Source organism: Paenibacillus sp. 01T424 (assembly GCF_056398745.1).
On sequence record NZ_JBFTPZ010000031.1, the window covers coordinates 26,208 to 43,537 of the forward strand.

13 protein-coding genes are annotated in these 17,330 nt (G+C 45.7%); 11 read left to right on the forward strand and 2 right to left on the reverse strand.

Features of this window, described 5'->3' with window-relative positions; translation table 11 throughout:
• Positions 1 to 102 precede the first annotated feature (102 nt).
• The 10 genes from alaS (at position 103) to AC1DPK_RS22375 (ending at position 12,644) form a co-directional block, all read left to right on the forward strand.
• Positions 103 to 2,736 (forward strand): alanine--tRNA ligase, encoded by a 2,634-nt coding sequence (gene alaS / locus AC1DPK_RS22330; RefSeq protein ID WP_477511676.1) that lies wholly within the window; start codon positions 103 to 105, stop codon positions 2,734 to 2,736.
• A gap of 50 nt (positions 2,737 to 2,786) precedes the next feature.
• Complete coding sequence (locus tag AC1DPK_RS22335; RefSeq protein ID WP_076270873.1) at positions 2,787 to 3,053, forward strand: IreB family regulatory phosphoprotein; 267 nt, start codon at positions 2,787 to 2,789, stop codon at positions 3,051 to 3,053.
• Positions 3,054 to 3,174: 121 nt separating this feature from the next.
• Positions 3,175 to 3,591 (forward strand): Holliday junction resolvase RuvX, encoded by a 417-nt coding sequence (gene ruvX, locus AC1DPK_RS22340; RefSeq protein ID WP_076270814.1) that lies wholly within the window; start codon positions 3,175 to 3,177, stop codon positions 3,589 to 3,591.
• An 8-nt stretch (positions 3,592 to 3,599) separates the two neighbouring features.
• A complete protein-coding gene (locus AC1DPK_RS22345) occupies positions 3,600 to 3,896 on the forward strand; it encodes a DUF1292 domain-containing protein (protein WP_076270813.1) in 297 nt (98 codons plus the stop codon).
• Complete coding sequence (locus AC1DPK_RS22350; RefSeq protein WP_054027280.1) at positions 3,896 to 4,207, forward strand: DUF1292 domain-containing protein; 312 nt, start codon at positions 3,896 to 3,898, stop codon at positions 4,205 to 4,207. Before AC1DPK_RS22345 ends, AC1DPK_RS22350 begins: the two co-directional genes overlap by 1 nt.
• 217 nt (positions 4,208 to 4,424) lie before the next feature.
• Positions 4,425 to 5,531 (forward strand): endolytic transglycosylase MltG, encoded by a 1,107-nt coding sequence (gene mltG, locus AC1DPK_RS22355; RefSeq protein WP_441875860.1) that lies wholly within the window; start codon positions 4,425 to 4,427, stop codon positions 5,529 to 5,531.
• A gap of 55 nt (positions 5,532 to 5,586) precedes the next feature.
• Positions 5,587 to 6,519, forward strand: coding sequence for a peptidase U32 family protein (locus AC1DPK_RS22360; protein WP_441875863.1), 933 nt, complete (start codon positions 5,587 to 5,589; stop codon positions 6,517 to 6,519).
• Between the two features lie 175 nt (positions 6,520 to 6,694).
• Positions 6,695 to 7,957: a peptidase U32 family protein gene (locus tag AC1DPK_RS22365; RefSeq protein ID WP_339207918.1), complete on the forward strand. Its 1,263-nt coding sequence runs from the start codon at positions 6,695 to 6,697 to the stop codon at positions 7,955 to 7,957.
• 198 nt (positions 7,958 to 8,155) lie between these two features.
• A complete protein-coding gene (locus tag AC1DPK_RS22370; RefSeq protein ID WP_477511677.1) occupies positions 8,156 to 10,372 on the forward strand; it encodes a methyl-accepting chemotaxis protein in 2,217 nt (738 codons plus the stop codon).
• Between the two features lie 208 nt (positions 10,373 to 10,580).
• Positions 10,581 to 12,644 carry a peptidoglycan D,D-transpeptidase FtsI family protein gene (locus AC1DPK_RS22375; protein ID WP_477511678.1) on the forward strand — a complete coding sequence of 688 codons (2,064 nt, stop codon included), beginning with the start codon at positions 10,581 to 10,583 and terminating at the stop codon, positions 12,642 to 12,644.
• A 68-nt stretch (positions 12,645 to 12,712) separates the two neighbouring features.
• Here the strand turns inward: AC1DPK_RS22375 and ytvI are convergent, their stop codons facing one another.
• Positions 12,713 to 13,876: a sporulation integral membrane protein YtvI gene (gene ytvI / locus AC1DPK_RS22380; RefSeq protein WP_441875872.1), complete on the reverse strand. Its 1,164-nt coding sequence runs from the start codon at positions 13,874 to 13,876 to the stop codon at positions 12,713 to 12,715.
• A gap of 166 nt (positions 13,877 to 14,042) precedes the next feature.
• Here ytvI and AC1DPK_RS22385 point away from each other — a divergent pair, with 166 nt between their 5' ends.
• The gene (locus AC1DPK_RS22385; RefSeq protein WP_477511679.1) at positions 14,043 to 15,434 is read left to right on the forward strand and encodes a polysaccharide deacetylase family protein; all 1,392 of its coding nucleotides are present in this window, start codon (positions 14,043 to 14,045) and stop codon (positions 15,432 to 15,434) included.
• Positions 15,435 to 15,610: 176 nt separating this feature from the next.
• On the opposite strand, the gene ilvD is transcribed toward AC1DPK_RS22385, so the two are convergent.
• Entirely contained in the window at positions 15,611 to 17,296 is a 1,686-nt protein-coding gene (ilvD, locus tag AC1DPK_RS22390) for a dihydroxy-acid dehydratase (RefSeq protein WP_076270807.1), read from the reverse strand.
• Between the last annotated feature and the right edge of the window lie 34 nt (positions 17,297 to 17,330).

Here is a 17,330-nt window from a genome sequence, read left to right on the forward strand (position 1 = left end):
TTTGCAGCGAGGCAATAACCAGGGTGGTACCGCGATTCTATTCGTCCCTGTCAATGACAGGGGCTTTTTTTGTGTTTTATCATTTGAAGGGGGCTCATCCTAATGAAAGCTAGTGAAATTCGTGCAAAATGGCTTGCATTTTTTGAAAGCAAAGGCCACAAAATTGAACCAAGTGCATCGCTTGTACCGCATAATGACCCGTCCTTGCTATGGATTAATGCAGGTATGGCGCCGCTAAAGGCTTATTTTGACGGACGCATCGTTCCAGAAAACCCGCGTATTACGAATTCACAGAAGTGCATTCGTACGAATGATATCGAAAACGTAGGCAAAACCCGCCGTCATCATACGTTTTTCGAGATGCTGGGCAATTTCTCGATCGGTGATTACTTCAAGGAAGAAGCTATTACTTGGGCATGGGAGTTTCTGACTGAGCCAAAATGGATTGGTTTTGATCCTAATCGCTTGTCGGTAACGGTATATCCAGAAGATGTAGAAGCATTCGAGTTCTGGAATACGAAAATTGGCCTTCCTGCTGAACGGATTTATAAGCTGGAAGAAAATTTTTGGGATATTGGCGAGGGCCCTTGCGGACCTTGTACAGAAATTTTCTATGACCGCGGCGACAAATATGGCGATCTTTCGGACCCAGAATGCTGGCCAGGCGGTGAGAACGAGCGTTTCCTAGAAGTTTGGAACGTTGTATTCTCACAATTCAATCATAATAAAGACGGCAGCTACACGCCGCTTCCAATCAAAAACATCGATACAGGTGCAGGACTTGAGCGTTTTGCTTCTATATTGCAGGATGTGGATTCGAACTTTGATACGGATTTATTCCGTCCAATTATCGACCGCACTTGTGAAATTGCGAAAGTAAGCTACAAAGTGAATGAAGAGCATGATGTTGCGCTTAAAGTTATTGCCGATCATATTCGTACAGTAGCGTTCGCAGTAGGTGATGGCGTAATGCCTTCTAACGAAGGCCGTGGCTACATCATTCGCCGTTTGCTTCGCAGAGCTGTTCGTTACGGAAAAACAATCGGAATCGACCGTCCGTTTTTGCATGAGCTGACTTCAATTGTTGGCGAAGTTATGGGCGTTTATTATCCAGAGGTTGTAGAAAAGCGTGAATTTATCGAGCGGGTTATCCGTACGGAAGAAGAGCGTTTCCATGAGACATTGTCCGATGGACTATCTATGCTGTCTGATCTGGTAGCTGCTGGTACGAAAGCTGGCCAAAAAGAGATTAATGGCGATGATGCATTCCGCTTGTATGATACTTACGGCTTTCCTTTCGATTTGACGGAGGACTTTGCTTCAGAAAATGGAATGACGGTTGATCGTGCTGGATTCGACGCAGCCATGGAAGCACAGCGCGACCGTGCCCGCGCAGCTCGCCAAGATACTGGAAGCATGAAGGTTCAAGGCGGACCGCTCGGCGATTTCACGGTTAAAAGTGAGTTTGTTGGCTATAATGAACTGGTAACTGAGTCCAAAATCATTGCCATTGTTCATGAGGATCTGTTGGTTGAATYGGCTCCAGAAGGCAGCAAAGTCGTTGTAATATTGGATCGGACACCTTTCTATGCAGAAAGCGGCGGACAAATCGGAGATACAGGAACGATTACGGGCAACGGCTTTACGCTGCAGGTTGAAGAAGTAACCAAAGCACCGCACGGTCAAAGCGTCCATCATGCTGTTGTTACCTCAGGTACTGCTCGTACAGGTGAAGCAGTAGAGGCGAGCGTTGCTAGAGCTGTACGCGATGACATTATCAAAAACCATACGGCAACGCATTTGCTTCATAAAGCGCTCAAAGAAGTGCTTGGCGATCATGTCAATCAAGCGGGCTCTTCGGTAGAGGCTGAACGCCTGCGCTTCGACTTCTCGCACTTTGGCAGTATAACTGCTGAAGAACTAGTGACGATTGAACGCCGCGTCAATGAGCAAATTTGGCTCGGAACTCCAGTATCCATCGAAACGAAATCATTGAATGAAGCTAAAGCGATGGGCGCGATGGCGTTGTTCGGCGAGAAATACGGCGATGAGGTTCGTGTGGTTCAAGTTGGCAGCTATAGCTTGGAGCTATGCGGAGGCTGTCATGTAAGCAATACATCGCAAATCGGATTGTTCAAGCTGTTAAGCGAGAGCGGTATTGGGTCGGGTGTTCGAAGAATTGAAGCCGTTACGGGTAAACATGCGTATAACTATTTAGATGGTCAGCTTGACCTGCTTAAGCAATCGGCTGCACTTCTGAAATCAAATGCAAATGATGTGCCAAAACGGATTGAAGCATTGTTCGGTCAAGTGAAGGAATTCTCTCGCGAGAATGAATCACTTCAAGCGAAGCTGAGCCGGATCGAAGCAGGATCACTTGAGCAAAACGCGAAAATAGTGAATGGCATTACTGTCCTTTGCGCAAAAGTGAATGCTCCTTCAATGGACGCGCTTCGCGGCATAGTTGATGAATTGAAGCTGAAGCTGGAGTCAAGTGTTATCGTGCTTGGTGCGATTTCGGATGACAAAGTGAACCTTGCAGCTGCCGTTTCTGCAGATTTAATTAAAAAAGGTTTCCATGCGGGCAAAATTGTAAAAGAAGCTGCAATTCATTGCGGCGGCAGCGGCGGCGGACGCCCAGATATGGCGCAAGCAGGCGGAAAAGACACAACGAAGTTGGATGAAGCATTGAAACTTACAGAAGAACTAGTTCTTAATCAAACAAATGTGATATGATATGAGTGTATATCTCATTGAAATGCGGTTTGGAAAGCGAGGTGCTGGCGATGAGTTCCATGGACAAAACAATGAAATTTAACGTGAAGGCGGAGGGGGTTGAATCTTCTCAAGACATTCTGCTATCCGTGCATGAAGCGCTTCTAGAGAAAGAGTATAATCCGATTAACCAGATCGTTGGGTATTTGCTGTCCGGAGATCCCGCGTATATTCCGCGGCATAACAACGCCAGGAGTTTAATTCGCAAGAAGGAACGAGACGAATTAATCGAAGAGCTTGTCCGGTTTTATCTAAACCATAAGAAACAACAAGCGTAAACGGCTAAAGCCCCCCTTAGGAGGCTTAGCTATCGTTTCGCAGAGAAATATAAGCAGTTTATAAGCAGATAAACTTATAAATTCTTATATTTTAACTAATGAGGCAGGAGCCGGACAAGACATGAGATTGATGGGACTTGATTACGGTGACCGCAACATAGGAGTTGCTGTCAGCGACGCTTTTCGTTGGACCGCGCAAGGAACTGGTGTTATTGAACGAAGGCGAGACCATAGTGAGTTTGACCGCATTGCCGATCTGGTTAAGGAGCATGAGGTTAGTGAAATTGTTGTTGGTCTTCCAAAAAACATGAATGGCACCATCGGTCCACGTGGAGAAATTTGTATAGAATTCGCAGAACAGATTAAGCAGAAACTAAACATACCTGTTCACCTTTGGGACGAAAGGCTGACAACGGTAGCTGCCGAACGAACGCTTATTGAAGCGGACGTCAGCCGGAAGAAGCGAAAGCTTGTAATAGACAAAATGGCGGCAACGCTTATTTTGCAAAATTATCTCGATTCTAAAGCGAAAAGGTGAGGGTAAACATGACAAATGAAGAGTTGGAATTCGAAGAGCCGGAAATTATTTATATCCCGGATGAAGAAGGAAACGAAGAGGAATTCGAAGTCATCATGAAATTTGAAGTTGATGGTTCCGATCAGAAATATATGATGGTAGTTCCGCTTCATGGAGAAAATGACGAGGAAGATGAAGTATATGCTTTCCGTTATGAAGAAGAAGGCGATGACCTGAAGCTGTATACCATTGAAGATGAAGAAGAATGGAATATGGTTGAGGAAACGTTCAACACTCTCCTTGGTGAGATGGAGGAAGAAAATTAATGTCCGGCACAGAGCATGAAGCACCTAAGAAGCTGAATACGCTACGAGCGGCATTCGGCAATGAAATTGAGCTTGAAGCAGATGACGGCAGCGTAGAGGTATACGATATTAAAGCTGAGTTTCAGCTAGGGGATCGCATTTATGCAGCCCTGCAATCGGATCCGATGCGTGGCGAGGATGATGTTGAGCTATTCCGCGTCATTCAAGTCGATGGTGAACCGCAGCTGGAAAACATCGAAAACGATGAAGAGTGGGAAGCTGCATCAGAAGCGTACGATGATTTATTGTTTGCTACTGACGAGCGTCCATAAAACGTCGTCTAATGTATATGCATCTAACGAGAGAGCGGCCAATAACCGCTCTTTTGTTCCATGTTTAGCGTTAATTACTCAAACATGCGGTTGTAATTCTCTTCATTGACCTGTTTAACAGCATTTTCAGCTGAGCCACCATAGGATGGTCTCAGCCATTTCGCCTGCGCAAATCGATATACCGAAAATGATGCATTATAAAAAAGGGGGTCTAATTTTGGACAAGTCATCACAGCACCTTGAGCAACAATCATCATCGGGACCGAGGAAAAGCCGCATTACATTATGGGTTATTTTAAGCTTGTTAGGAATTATGATTATAGGTGCTGGAAGCGTTGCTTTATATGTGTGGAGCAGCTTGAAGCCAACAGCTGCTGGTGCGGTTCAGAAGATTGATATTCCAAGAGGAACATCAGCGAATGAGGTTGCAGAATTACTGGAAGAGCAAGGGATTATTAAAAATGCATTTATATTTAAATATTACTTGAAGCTTAAGGATCAAGGCGGCCGCTTTCAGGCGGGACTTTATGAGCTGAACCCCGGCATGAATAATGAAGCCATTATAGCCAAGCTAAATGCTGGCGACACCGTAGAAGCAGAAACGATTCGATTCACGATTCCTGAGGGCTTTACCGTATTGCAAATTGCTGACAAGCTTGCTCAAGAGAAATTGATCAACAAAGAAAAGTTTATTGGATTAATTGCATCGGAAAACAATTGGGGTGATGCGGAGGCTGTTCGCTCCATTCCCAATAACGATAAGCTGCATCAGCGTCTTGAAGGTTATTTGTTCCCTGAAACGTATGAGATGAAAAAAGAAAGCACAGAAGAAGATATTATTAAACGGATGGCGCTTGAACTCGACCGGAAGCTTGCTGAGCTTCCAGAGGGCTGGATGGAAGTGCTTGAAGAGAAAAAAATGTCCTTTCATGATATGCTGACAATCGCGTCGCTTGTAGAGCGTGAAGTCGTTGTGGACGAGGAAAGAGCTCTCGTATCGGGCATTATTTACAACCGGATTGCCGATGGCATGAAGCTGCAAATTGATGCTACCGTTCAATATTCATTAGATAAGCCAAAGGAACGTCTTTACGAGAAGGATTTGCTCGTAGACAGTCCTTATAACACGTATAAGGTAGAAGGTTTGCCGCCTGGACCTATCGCAAGTCCAAGTCTTAAGTCGATTGAAGCGGCTATATATCCGGAAGATACGGAATATTTTTTCTATGTAACCAAGAAGGATGGAAGTCAGACTCATTTGTTCGCAAAAACATATAAAGAGCATTTGAAAAACATCGAGAAAAGTAATCAGACGGCTGGGTAGTCATAACGATTAGATAGGAAACGAAGCTTCACGGTGTTTTTAAGGAGGATCAAGTATGGCGTACAAGCCGGAATTGTTAGCTACCGCTGCATCTATAGAAGAGCTGGAGAGGCTCATGGCAGCAGGCGCGGATGCTTTTGTCATTGGCGAAGCACGCTACGGTATGCGATTAGCAGGAGAGTTTAACAAAGAAATGATAGCGCAGGCCGTAAAGCTCGCTAAGCCTAAGGGTGTGAAAATCTATGCTGCCCTTAACAATCTTATGGATAATGAAGCAGCGGATTCATTAAATGATTATGTATCCTCGCTTGCTGAAGCTGGCGTTGATGCACTAGTATTCGGCGACCCTGCGGTCTTAATGGCTGCTAGGTTGCATGCCCCAGGCATGGCGCTGCACTGGAATGCCGAAATGACCTCAACTAATTATGTTACAGCTAATTATTGGGGCCGCAGAGGTGCGACTAGATATGTGCTCGCACGCGAACTCAATATGGATCAGGTTTGCGAGACAACGGCTAGTACAGAACTTGAGGTTCAAGTACATGTGCATGGGATGACGAATATTTATCATTCAAAGCGTTCGCTTGTAGAGAGCTATATGGAGCATCAGTCGGAGACGGATCGGCTTCCGGAGAAAGACAAGGATCGCGGGCTTTATGTGATGGAAGCGGAGCGGCAGGACGAGCGTTATCCAATCTACGAAGATGCGAACGGCACTCATATTATGAGCTCGGATGATGTTTGTATGGTAGAGAACCTTCATGAGCTGCTGGATGCTAAAGTAACCAGCTTGAAGATTGAGGGATTAATGAAATCTACCGAGTACAACGAAATTGTTGTGCGCTCATATCGGCAAGCAATCAATGCCTATTTGGCTGATCCAGAGGGCTACATTTTCCAAGAGGAATGGCTTGACGCGATTAAGAAAGTCCAGAATCCGCAGCGAGAGCTGAGTTTTGGCTTCTTCTTCAAAGAGCAAGTCTATTAATATGTTAATGCTTACGAAGTGAGTTTTGCTTCGCAAAACCAAAGTTAATGCTTACGAAGTGAGTTTTGCTTCGCAAAACCAAAGTTAATGCTTACGAAGTGAGTTTTGCTTCGCAAAACCAAAGTTAATGCTTACGAAGTGAGTTTTGCTTCGCAAAACTTAGGAGGTACACATAGTGACAACAATTGAGAAGACGACACCTCGCTATCAAGGCAAACGCCATCGGCTGGACAAGCCGGAGCTGCTCGCACCAGCCGGAAATTTAGAGAAGCTGAAATTTGCGATTCATTACGGAGCTGACGCGGTTTATATCGGCGGTCAAAAGTATGGCTTGCGCTCCAATGCAGACAATTTCAGCTTTGAAGAAATGAAGGAAGGCGTTGAGTTCGCCAACCGCTATGGTGCAAAGGTGTTTGTCGCGACAAATATATATGCGCACAATGAGGATGTAGAGGGACTTGAAGACTACTTGCGCAATCTAGAAGCAGCAGGAATCTCAGCTATCATTGCCGCAGATCCTGCCATTATTGAAACGGCGCAGCGAGTAGCTCCTAAGCTTGAGGTTCATTTGAGCACGCAGCAATCTACGCTGAATTGGCAGGCTGTGCAGTTCTGGAAGGAAGAAGGCTTGCCGCGCGTTGTGCTGGCCCGTGAAACGAGCTTTAAAGACATTGCAGAAATAAAAAAAAATGTTGATATTGAGATCGAAGCGTTTATTCATGGTGCGATGTGCTCATCTTTCTCTGGTCGCTGCGTGTTGTCTAATCATTTTACGGATCGTGACTCCAATCGTGGAGGCTGCTGTCAGTCATGTCGCTGGAAATACGATTTGTTTGTTGACGATATGCCAATGTACCCGGAAGAAGAAGATAAGTTCACAATGGGCTCTAAAGATCTATGCATGATTGAATATTTGCCGGAGCTTATCGAAGTTGGCGTTGACAGCTTCAAAATCGAAGGACGAATGAAAAGCATTCACTATGTGGCGACAGTCGTTAATGTTTATCGTCAAGCGATTGATGCGTATTTCGCTGATCCTGAGCATTTCGAGCTGAAGCAGGAATGGGTGGATGAGATAAATAAGGCTGCCAACCGTCCGCTAAACACTGGATTTTTCCTTGATACACCGGGTGCGGAGGATCATATTTATGAGCCAGAGGAAAAAGCAGCGCCATATGATTTTGCTGGAGTAGTCGTAGATTATAATGATAAAACGGGTTTTGCGATCGTGCAGCAGCGCAATCACTTTAAACTCGGACAAGAAATCGAATTTGTTGGTCCGAAGGGTACTTTTTTCAAGCAAACAGTAACCGAAATTACGGATACAGATGGCAATGCGCTTGAAGCGGCTCGCCATCCTTTGCAGCATATTCGCATTCGTACGTTAAAGCCGGTTAAACCGATGGATATGATGAGAAAGAAGATCGGGAAGAAGTAAATAGGCAAAACATGACTAGAGTCTTATTTTTTTAGAAAATAAGACTCTTTTTTTTGTATTTATTATTATGAAATGACAAGAATGTGTCGATATAAAATAATATACTGTAAATCTACTGTAAATACATATTTCGGCAAGATGCGCTAGCAGCAAACGTACTATTTTGGACTTACAATATTAAAGGCGGTGTCTTCCCTCATGGAAAACCAAGAAGAACAAAAAAAGAAGAAAACAAAGAAACAGAAACAGGAAAAAGAGCAAAATAGCACAAACGAAATTAAGTCAGGTACAAGTATGAAAGCGTCATCAAAAATGCAATCTTTATCACAAGCAGCAAAGGCAGCGACGTTATCTGTAAAAAGCACAAAGCTGTCAAGCCCGATTAAATCAGTAGGAACGAAGCTGTTTACGATTATCTTTTGCAGTATTATCGCGTGTGTATTGACAGTAGGTCTAATGGCTTATTCAAAGTCGAAGTCGATTATTGAAAATAAAGTTTCAGAAGCGAGCTTTCAAACGATCAATCAGGTTGCAAACAATATGGACGTTATTTTCAAGACGTATGAAGATTTATCGCTGCAAATATTAATTGATAAAAGCTTCCATGAAATTGTAAGGAAAATGCTTGACGGCGATGACGATTTCAGCAAGTTTGAGGCATCGCGTAATTTAAGCGACAAAATGCAATCTTACGTTATGGGTAATAATACGATCGTTTCCATGATGCTGCTGCCTGTAAATCCGAAATTGACGGTTGTAACATCCGGCCGGGCAACCACCGGCACTGCGGAGAAATTAATGAAAACAGCATGGTTTATGGAAACTGTCGAAAATGCGGGGAAAACAAACTGGATTCCGCCACAGCCTGAAGGCATGTCAGATCCAGCGGGTGCGCCAACTATAGGCTTGAGTCGACTCATTAAAGATATAACTTCAAGTGAAGCATCTTATGTACTGCTGCTGGAGGTGCAAGCCTCGACGCTTGCGAAACGCTTCGAAGAAGTTAACCTTGGTGAAGGAAGCCAGCTTTCAATCGTGAATGCAAACGGTGAATATATTACAAATAATGATCCAGAATTGGTAGGCAAGCCAGCGAGTATTACATTCCCAACCGAAGGCGATAAAGCGCTTGAGGATTCGTCGAAAATGAAAACGACAAACGGTGCTGAGGTTTTGGCTACATACAAAACATTCGAAACGATGAACTGGAAGCTGCTAGGCACGGTACCGGTAAAAGAACTAGTAAAAGATGCTAAAGCGATTCAAAATTTGACATGGATTACGGTAGTTATCGCAGCACTTATTGCAATTGCAATCGGTATTCTCGTAATTATGACGATTGCACAGCCACTGGTTAAGCTTCGCAACCTAATGACTGAAGGAGCAAGCGGCAACCTGACCGTACGATCTGTCATGAAAAAACGCCAAGATGAAATTGGTGAGCTAAGCGACAGCTTTAATCTTATGATGACACAAATAACTGCTCTTGCAGTACAGACGACAAGATCAGCTGAGGATGTACTGGTTACAGCTACTGAGCTCGGAGATGCTTCTCGGAAAACAGCTATTTCTGCTAAGGAGATTGCAGTCGCAACAGAGGAGATCGCGGGAGGAGCAACAAGCTTGGCTGTTGAAGCGGAGCGAGGTTCTGACCTTACAGGAAACATCGATGTTCAAATGAAAAAAGTTATTGCAGCCAACGAACAAATGGTGAACTCTGCGCAAGCCGTTGAGAAGGCAAGTGAGCAAGGAACAAACTATATGGGCGTACTTATTCAAAAAACGAGCATGACAGAAGAAATGACCCGTTCTATGGTAGAGAAGGTTGATGCTTTGAAGGAAAGCACGGGCTCAATCGTAAAAATCCTAGACGTGCTCAACAGCTTAACGAAGCAAACGAACATCTTGTCATTGAATGCGACGATTGAAGCTGCTCGCGCTGGCGCAGCAGGAAAAGGCTTTATGGTCGTTGCCGATGAAATTCGCAAGCTGGCGGATCAAAGCCGCCAATCCATTGACGTTGTTGGTCAAATCACGGAGAAAATTAGAGGCGAGATTGACGAGACCGTTCATGTTTTGTCCGATGCTTATCCGTTATTCCAAGAGCAAATCGGTTCTGTAAAAGAAGCGAATCAAATTTTCTTAACCGTTTCTGGCCAAATGGGAGAACTAGTTAAGAAGCTGGATCTTGTTACGGATTCAATCGGGCAATTGGATGAATCGCAAGTCGTATTAGGCGAAGCGATGACTAACGTGAGTGCAGTAGCTGAAGAATCTTCCGCTACATCAGAAGAAGTCGCATCACTTAGCACAGAACAGTTAAGCATTAGCGACGGTATGGTGCGCTTGTCGGAGAAGCTGGATACGGTGTCTCGTGAGCTCAAGGATTCACTTTCTAAATTTAAAATTAATTAGCAATCACGGTATCCTATTAAATTGATAATTTTGAAGGAAGAGCTATTCAGGCAGTTAATGCTGAACAGCTCTTTTTTTGTTGTAGAAAATAGAATGGATGTTTGAAGGAGAGCCGCGGAAGGAGATAATGAACGTATAACAACGATTCCAGCGCTCATTAAACATTAGGCAGCATTAAAAAGGAGCTTTCGCAGGATGAGAACAGGACATGATTAAACGAATAACTATGGCTGCTTGTTTCATTAGTTTAATAATGATGTTTTATATTGGCCGCTTAGCTTGGATTCAATTGATCCCTGGAAGCTCTTCTTCAGCGGTCCTTTCTCCACTGGCAAACCGGGGAGGATGGCAACGGCTGTCAGTTCAGCAGCGTCAACGAAACTTGGTGCTGGACACAGGCAGAGGTGACTTTTATGATCGCTATGGAAAACCGATAACAGGTGAAACTTACTCGGCCGTTGCCTTATTTCCCGTACGGGCAGAGCTACGTGGTCAAGAAAAGAGTTTAGCTGAGCTTAGCCGCTTACTAGGCGTAACCACGGAGCAGCTGCAGCAGAAATGGGATGCTGTGCGAGAGCCTGTGTTTTGGAAGGCTGATGGGATGCAAGCGCCTTTGCGACTGACAAATGATCAAATTACCCGCCTAAAAAAACTTGAGCTAAACGGTATACGTGTGCTTCCTTATCGCAATCGCTATTTGCCGGATTTTGATGCGAAGCATCTGATTGGCTTTACAAGCCAGCATCCTGAGTGGCTGCAGACTAACCATGCGGAAGATCTCGTAAGTGGCAAAAGAAAGCTAGTAGATCAGGTTGGCGGGTCGGGTCTTGAGAAATCGCTGGACAAGCTGCTGCATGGAGTAGGGGCTACTTCTGTTTCCTACTTCCTGGATGGACGTAATGCTCCTATGCACGGCCTTGATATGCGGATTACGCAGCCTGGCAATCGATATTATCCTCTTAAAGCGATGACGACGATTGATTTGCAGCTGCAAAACGAAATCGAAGCGTATGTGGATGCACAAGGCTTGCAAGAGGGAGCAATCGTTGTGCTGGATGCGAGCAATGCGGATATTGTAGCGATGGTATCACGGCCGCAATTGAAGCCAGGACAGTTCCAAAGCTCCGACGGCAGCGAGTGGGCTAATCATGCAATCAAGGCAGTCGCTCCCGGCTCTGTGTTCAAGCTTGTTGCGGAAGCAGCTGCGCTGGAAGCGGGTGTAGTGAATCAGCATGAAACGTTTTTTTGCAATGGTGAATACGGCAAATATGGCTTATCCTGCTGGAAGGAAGGTGGACACGGCCGCTTGACACTCCAAGAGGGCTTGGCGCAATCATGCAATATTGTGTTTGCAACGCTGGCTGAGCGGCTTGAAGCTAGGCAGTTGAAGCGGACCGCGGGTTTGCTCGGGATAGGGCAGCAAGCGGGCTGGCATCGCGATGAAGCTTTTGGCCCCTTTACATCGCCTCTGAGACTGCTTGAGGAGGAAGATCGCGGACAGCTGTTTGCAGCCGTTAAGAGTAAGCTCGCTTGGAATAACGGCGTTGAGATGGGTGAGAATGAGCACGAGAGTGAACATGAGATTGGGAATGGGCATGTGAATGAGAATGAGAATGGCAGTGGCAATGACAATGAGAATGGAAATGGCAACGGTAATGGCAGTATTAATGGCAGTGGCAAGGGTAATGGCAGTGGTAATGGCAAGCGTAATGAGAAGCGGAGCGGGAAGTTTGACGCGGCGCAGCAAGCGCGGGAAGAAGCAGCCATGCTGGATGGCGTCGATGGCGGCGTGCTCGCGCAAAGCGCGCTTGGGCAGCGTGATGTAAGGATGTCGCCGCTGCAAGCGGCAAATCTGATTGTAACGCTGCTGAATGAGGGGCGCGTAATGGAGCCGCGCCTAGTGAGTGAAATCCGCTATGCCAACGGCCAGCGGATGGTGAAGCTGCCCGCGCAGCGCGCGCAAGCGATCCGTGGCCGGATTAAACCGGCCACGGCGCATGCGCTGCTGCGCGGCATGCAGGCGGTCGTCGACCATGGAACCGGTCGATCGATCCGCCAAGGGCTGTGGGCGATTGCCGGCAAATCCGGCACCGCCGAAACGACTCAGGCCGGAATCGCCCGCAACCACCAGTGGTTTGCGGGCTACGGCCCGGTCAAAGCTCCACGATACGCGGTAGCCGTCCTCGTGGAGAACAAGCCGCCTGGAAGCTCGCACCAGGCGACTAAGCTCTTTCGCGGCGTCATGGATATCGCCGCACGCCATTCCAAATAAAATGAGCCACCCCATTGCAGACGAATCAACGTTCGTTTGCAATGGGGTGGCTCTGTTTTATTTGCGTATTATTGTTCCTTGATGTCCTTGTTATTTATTTTCACCGATATACTATCAGCGTCGTCCGGCTTGTCCGGAGGGTTGTCGTATTCCCCCTGCGGAGCATGAATCCAGCGGTGGAGATACCCTTGATCATACAGCGCTTTGATTAAGATCATAAGAATAGGTGATAATATGACACCTGCGACGCCAAAAAGCGATAAGGATACAATCATGAAAGCGAGCATTGTAAAGGCGGATACGCCTAAGGAGTCGCCTGTAATTTTTGGTTCAAGAATTTGGCGTGTAAGCACAACTGCGAGAAAGAGGACGGACAGCCAAATGGCAAGCGAGACTTTGCCGACAATAATTAAGTAAATAATCCATGGGATAAAAATAGTGCCTACGCCTAGCAGCGGCAAAATGTCGAAGATAGCGGATACGACTGCTATGACAAAAGCATTTTCTACGCGCAGCAGAAGGAGCGCGATCAAAATAACGACAAAGGTGATACTAATCATCTTGGCTTGCGCTTTAATATATAACGCGATTCCTTTAAATACATTGTTTCTAAGGAAGAAAAATGCCGTTTTGAAGGTGTTTGGCGTTTTGTCCTCGGCCGTCTTTTTCCAAGTCGTAATTTCGATGCTTAAGAAATAAGCTAATATAATCCCGACTACAAAATTAAAGATGAAAGTTGAGAAGGATGTGACGTACCCGATGATGCTAAGCAGTACAGTCTTTCCAAACAATGCCAAGGTTGAAGAAGCACCTTCAATGAGGTCTTTGGAGCGCTGAACCAAATCCAAATCTGCGGGCAGATTCCCAAATCTGGTTTGCACCTCTTCTGTCAGATTAGCGATTTGAACAGCGAGCATTTCTTGATATTTCGGGAAGTTGTTAACGAGCTCAGTTCCTTGCTTCGTAATTAGATAAGCAGCGCCTGAGAAGGCGGTAAGTAAAATTAAAGTGAATAGCAGAATCGAAATGCCGGAAGCGATCGATTTTTTCATGCCAAGCTTATTTAGACGCCTTGCCAGCGGCTCGATACATAAGAAAATGAGAAAGGATAAAAATATAGGCGTTGCGATTCGGTACAAATAGCTGAATGAAAACATAATTAAATAGACAGTTAGTGCAATGAGTGCGATGTCAAAGGCGGTTCGCCAATACTTTTTGTAAAAGGGCAGCATAATGTTTCTCCTTCTTTTTCCATATTCATATTTCCATAAAGATTGTACTATAGTTTTTAAAAAGATGCCTATTTTTAATTGCGTTATGCTACAATTAATACTACTGTTGTTGTTTTGTACCGCTATTTATTCGTCGACTAAATCATATAACGGTGGGGAAAACAAAATGGAAAATTTGCTGTTATGGGGATTATACGTAGCATCCTTCTATGCGTTTCTTCCTGGCCTCATTAGCCGTACTTTTGGCTTTCGTGTTTTTAAGAAGGGCCGTGTGGGAAACGAAATATCTTTAACGTTCGATGATGGGCCAGATGAGATTTATACGCCGCAATTGCTCGATCTTCTTGCCCGCTACAATGCGAAGGCAACCTTTTTTGTTGTCGGCTCACATGCTGAGGGACAAGAAGAGCTGCTGAAGCGGATGAAGGATGAGGGTCACAATATTGGTGTCCATAATTACGTTCACAAATCGAACTGGTTAATGCGTCCGAGGACGGTTAAGCGCCAAATCGATCGTACGCTTGACATTATTGAGCAAGCTACAGGATTGCGATCGACTTATTATCGCCCGCCATGGGGAATCGTAAATGTATTCGATTATGCGAACTTAGGCCATTTGCAAATTATTTTGTGGTCGGCAATGTTCGGTGATTGGCGGATTCGTTTAGGGTCAGAACGATTGAAAAACCGGATGATGAAAAAGCTTCGGCCAGGTGAAGTCATTCTGCTGCATGATTGTGGCATGACCTTTGGGGCGGACAAGGATGCACCGAGAAATATGCTTACGGCACTTGAGGCTTACTTAGAAGAAGGTACGAAGCAAGGTTTCCGCTTTGTTGGCATTGAAGAAATGATGAAGCGATCTGAAGCAGCGCGTGCTGCTCATACATCACTCTTGAAGAAATCGATGATATCGCTTTGGCTGACATGGGAGCGTCTGTTTCACGTCGTATTCCGTCTGAAGACCGTAGGAGATGTGAAGGATGCAGCGTTTCATTACCGGGTGACCACATACACTGGCCAGGACATTGAATTAGCAGAGGGAGGACGCGTCTCAAAGGGAGACCGTATTGCAGAACTGCATTTTGACAACAAGAAATTGTCGATGATTGCAGCAACCTCAAAATCCCCTGTAGCTACAGGTATTCGCATGCTGCGTGAAGTGGAGCAAGCTCTTCCGCTGCTCGCAAATCAGCTTGCTGAAGATACAGATGCGAATGACATCAAAGCGGTATATGGGGTTACAATGATCCATCGCGGGGCTGATCGATTAGGATTTGAAATATTTCAGCTGCCTGAGGGCTGGTTTGCCAGATCATCGCGTGTGTACTTGCGTGTATTGATTAAAGTATTAACGAACACGAAGCAGACTTCTCAGAGCAAGAAGAAAAGAGAACTGATCTCGCCGCGTATGCTGTTAATGCCCGTCGCAACGATTAGGTCCTATGCAACGGCACAGCTGAACATGATTCAAGATATAAGCCAGACAGTAGAGAGAACTTTAAACGCAGCAGCCGACGAAGCTGCGCAGTTAGGTACAAAAACAACAGCGATTTAATGTTGAGATATAAAAGACATTTATCCAAATGAATGTTAAATAAATAAAGGAGTGCAGGCTGTTTCCAGCCTGCACTCCTTTTGTTTTAATATAAGGAAGGAAATCACTTCCTCTAACTTACCTTATATTTTTTGCTCAAAGCTTCTTCAGCATCCAGAGGATGCTGAAGGCGATAACTACATTTTCATTACGCCGCCCGTGCTGGCAGATGTAACAAGGTGAGCGTAGCGAGCCAAGTAGCCGCGCTTAATTTTCAGCTCGAAGCCTTTCCATTCGGAACGGCGTTTCTCGAACTCTTCGTCGCTAATAAGAAGATCCATCGTACGGTTGTTCATGTCGATCTCGATGATATCGCCGTCTTGTACGAAAGCGATAGGGCCGCCTTCAGCTGCTTCAGGAGAAGCGTGGCCGATGCTGATGCCGCGAGATGCGCCGGAGAAACGTCCGTCTGTAATGAGGGCAACCTTAGCGCCGAGTCCCATACCTACGATTTGCGAAGTTGGTGCAAGCATTTCTGGCATACCAGGGCCGCCGCGTGGTCCTTCGTAACGAATGACTACGACATGACCTTCTTTGATTTTTCCGTTAGCGATGCCGTGAAGCGCTTCGTCTTGGGAATCGAAACAGATAGCAGGACCTTTGTGGTAGCCGCCAACGGACTTGTCAACTGCACCTGTTTTGATAATAGCGCCGTGTGGAGCCAGATTACCAAATAGTACAGCCAAACCGCCGCGTTCTGTATGCGGGTTGTCGATGGTATGAATAACATCGGTGTCTTGAATTTCACAGCCAATAACATTTTCACGCAGCGTTTTGCCAGTAACGGTGATGCAGTCACCATGCAATGCGCCTTCTTTCTTGAATAGCTCATTAAGGACAGCACTTACGCCGCCTGCATTATGCACATCTTCAATGTGATAATCGGATGCAGGAGCGATTTTTGCCAAATGCGGTACGCGTTCAGCTACTTCGTTAATACGCTCAATTGGGTACTCGATTCCAGCTTCATGCGCGATTGCTAGCGTGTGAAGAACTGTGTTTGTTGAGCCGCCCATTGCCATATCTAGAGCAAATGCATTGTCGATTGTATCTTTTGTAACAATGTCGCGAGGTTTGATGCCTAGCTCGATGATTTTCATCAATTGGCGAGCAGCGTCTTTAACGAACTCTTTGCGTTCTGGAGAAACAGCAAGAATCGTGCCGTTACCAGGCATTGCAAGTCCCATGCCTTCTGCCAAGCAGTTCATGGAGTTTGCCGTAAACATACCGGAGCAAGAGCCGCAAGTCGGACAACCGAATTGTTCAAGCTCCATCAGTTGATCGTCATTGATTTTACCAGCTTGGTGAGCGCCTACGCCTTCAAATACGCTGGAGAGTGAAATCGAACGACCATCGGATGTTTTACCGGCTTTCATAGGTCCGCCGCTTACAAGCATAGTCGGGATATTGACGCGAAGTGCGCCCATGATCATGCCCGGTGTAATTTTGTCACAGTTCGGAATACAAACCATACCGTCAAACCAGTGAGCATTTACGACTGTTTCAATGGAATCGGCAATAATTTCACGGCTGGCAAGTGAATAACGCATACCGATGTGACCCATTGCAATACCATCATCAACGCCGATTGTGTTAAATTCGAAAGGAACGCCGCCAGCTTCACGGATCGCTTCTTTAACGAGCTTGCCGAACTCCTGTAGATGAACGTGACCAGGAATAATATCAATATACGAGTTGCAAACCGCGATAAACGGCTTGTCGAAATCTTCCTCTTTTACGCCTGCGGCGCGAAGCAAGCTGCGGTGCGGTGCGCGGTCGAATCCTTTTTTGATCATGTCTGAACGCATTCTTTTGGCCGCCATGTAAGTTCCCCCTATATGCTTATTAAAATATCAA